This is a genomic window from Duganella callida (genome assembly GCF_004614165.1).
Taxonomy (GTDB): domain Bacteria; phylum Pseudomonadota; class Gammaproteobacteria; order Burkholderiales; family Burkholderiaceae_D; genus Rugamonas; species Rugamonas callida.
Genome location: NZ_SPVG01000139.1, coordinates 1 through 2,682 on the forward strand (window position 1 = coordinate 1; position 2,682 = coordinate 2,682).

At 65.3% G+C, this 2,682-nt stretch carries 4 protein-coding genes; all 4 read left to right on the forward strand.

What is annotated here, in order from left to right; all coding sequences use genetic code 11:
- The coding region (locus E4L98_RS13665; RefSeq protein ID WP_135202103.1) for an SIS domain-containing protein at positions 1 to 348 on the forward strand (348 nt) is incomplete at its 5' end.
- A 130-nt stretch (positions 349 to 478) separates the two neighbouring features.
- A complete protein-coding gene (locus E4L98_RS13670) occupies positions 479 to 1,882 on the forward strand; it encodes an ATPase domain-containing protein (protein WP_135202104.1) in 1,404 nt (467 codons plus the stop codon).
- 6 nt (positions 1,883 to 1,888) lie between these two features.
- Positions 1,889 to 2,275: a response regulator gene (locus E4L98_RS13675; protein ID WP_135202105.1), complete on the forward strand. Its 387-nt coding sequence runs from the start codon at positions 1,889 to 1,891 to the stop codon at positions 2,273 to 2,275.
- A 42-nt stretch (positions 2,276 to 2,317) separates the two neighbouring features.
- Positions 2,318 to 2,682 (forward strand): EamA family transporter (locus E4L98_RS13680; protein ID WP_167761326.1); only part of this gene is annotated, 365 nt, incomplete at its 3' end.

The following is a 2,682-nucleotide window of genomic DNA, read 5'->3' on the forward strand; positions in this document are numbered from 1 at the left end:
GCCCTGCTGCGCACCGGCGACGCGCTGGTGGCGATCTCGCAGCGCGGCAACAGCCCATCGCTGGTGCGCTCGGTCAAGCTGGCGCGCAACGGCGGCGCCGACGTGATCGTGCTGGCGCCGTCCGGCACTCCGCTGGCCGAACTGGCCACGGTGCTGATTCCGATCGACCTGATCTTCAACATCGATCCCTACACGCCGATCTCGGCGCGCCTGGCCTACTTGGTGGTGATCGACGTGCTGGCGGTCGGCCTGGCCCTGCAGCGCGGCCCGGAATTCCGCAAAAAAATGCAGAACGCCCAGAAGGCGCTGCAGGAATTCGACTTGCAGTTCGATTCCTTCATCGGTTGACGGCTACCCAACTGCCTCCGCCGCGCGCCAGCGCGGCGCACGGCAACAGATAGACCTTCTATAATCCTTTCCAGTACGTTACAGTGTGGCACTTGCCTCACTTGTAATATTGCCACCTGGATAGAACATCATGCGCATTCCCCTGCTGAACACCGGCGTGCCCGGCCTGGACCGTATCCTGGGCGGGGGATTTCCCGCGCACAGCCTCTATCTGATCCAGGGCCTGGCCGGCAGCGGCAAGACCACCCTGGCCTGCCAGATCGGCTTCCATCACGCGCGCCAGGGCAAAAAAGTGATGATCCTGACCCTGATCGCCGAAACCCACAACAAGATGCTCAATCACTTGAGCAACTTTTCCTTTTTCGACGACAGCCTGGTCACCGAACGCATCCTGTTCCTCAGCGTCTACAACGAACTGCTGCGCGGCGGCCTGCGGGCGCTGCAGAAGACCATCGCCGCCACCCTGGCCGAGCACCGGCCCGACATCATGATCATCGACGGTTTCCGCACCGTGCGCGAGGCGGCGCCTTCGGACATGAGCCTGTCCGAATTCATGCTGGCGCTGAATTCGCTGGTGTCGACCATGCACTGCACCACCTTCCTGCTGTCGCCGACCGAGGGCAACGTGGCCGATTCGGAAAACACCCTGGTCGACGGCTTGATCGCACTGAGCCAGTACGAGCGCGGCCTGCAGCTGCTGCGTGAAATCAAGGTGTTCAAGCTGCGCGGCTCCAAGCACATGCTCGGGCGCCACGTGTTCGAGGTGGACGCCGACGGCATCGCCATCTATCCGCGGCTGGAAGCGATCAACAGCGCAGCCGGGCCGGAAGAGCGCCGCGAATTCGTCCGTCTCGGCTTCGGCATCGACGGCTGGGATCTGCTGACCAATGGCGGCGTGCTGGCCGGCTCCACCACCGCCCTGCTCGGCCACCCCGGCGTCGGCAAGACGCTGATGGGGCTGCATTTCATTTTCGATGGCCTGAAGCGCGGCGAGTCCTGCCTGATCGCCGGCTTCCACGAATCGCCGCTGCGGTTGCTGGAAAAAGCGCGCAGCGTCGGTATCGATCTGCAACCATACTTCGACAGCGGCAAGCTGCAGGTGATCTGGCATCCGCCGCTGGAAGTGCTGGTGGACAGCCTGACGCAGCAGGTATTGTGCAATGTCGAGCAGCGCAAGGTGACGCGCCTGATGGTGGACGGCATCGACGCGCTGCGCGACATCGTGGTCCACACCGGCCGCTCGCGCGCGTTCCTGGTGGCGCTGGTCAATGAGCTGCGGCGCCGCCATGTCACCACCTTCTTCATGCAGGAGCTGCCGTATATCGCCCAGGGCATGGGCAGTCCCGATGAGTCCATGCTGTTCGAGAACATCATCCTGATGCGGTATGTGGAAATCGGCGGCGTCAACCGGCGCCAGATCAGCGTGCGCAAGCTGCGCGAAAACAGCTACGACGCCTCCAACCACATCCTGCTCATTGCCGACGACGGCATGAGCATCGAGGGGCCGGCGTCCTTCCACCGCGCGCCGCTGTAGGTGTCCATGAGCTCACCTCCTGCTTCCACTGCCGGTCCGCTGATCCTGCTGGTCGATGACGAATTCGACGTGCTGAGCGCCTACAGCATGCTGTTCGAATACCATGGCTACCGGGTCCAGACCGCCAACAACGGCGCCGAGGCGCTGGCGGCGGCGGCCGGCGAACGGCCCGACATCGTGCTGTCCGACCTGATGATGCCGGTGATGGACGGTGGCCGCCTGTGCCTGGCCTGGCGCGCCGATCCGGCCCTGTGCCCGATCCCGTTCATTCTGACCAGCGCCGGCGCGCTCAAGGAGCCGCCGCTGCCCTACGACAGTTTCTTCAAGAAGCCGGTCCGCTTCGACGTGCTGCTGGCGGAAATCGTCCGCCTGCTGGCGTTGCGGAAACCGTGATGGGCGCCGCGCCGGTGAACCGCAAGGAGGTGCGCTGAGCGCATGGAAGGTTCCGTCGTCACCGTCGTACTGTTCGCCGCGCTGCTGCACGCCACCTGGAATGCGCTGGTCAAGGCCGGCCCGGACAAATACCTGACCACGGTGCTGGTGGCCTGCGGCGCCGGCCTGGTGTCGCTGCCGCTGCTGCTGGTGCTGCCGGCCGCGGTGACCGTGCCGGCCGCCGCCAGCTGGCCGTGGCTGGTGGCATCGGCCTGCTGCCAGGTGATCTACTACCGCCTGCTGGCGGCCGCCTACCGACATGGCGACATGAGCCAGGCCTACCCGCTGATGCGCGGCGTGGCGCCGCTGCTGGTGGCGCTGGCCAGCTGGCCGCTGCTGGGCGAACGCCTGCACCTGGGCCAGGATCT

What these genes read in the sequence shown, in the direction of transcription:
- E4L98_RS13670 (WP_135202104.1), top strand. Translation starts at nt 479, where the DNA reads ATGCGCATTCCCCTGCTGAACACCGGCGTGCCCGGCCTGGACCGTATC.
- E4L98_RS13675 (WP_135202105.1), top strand. Translation starts at nt 1,889, where the DNA reads ATGAGCTCACCTCCTGCTTCCACTGCCGGTCCGCTGATCCTGCTGGTC.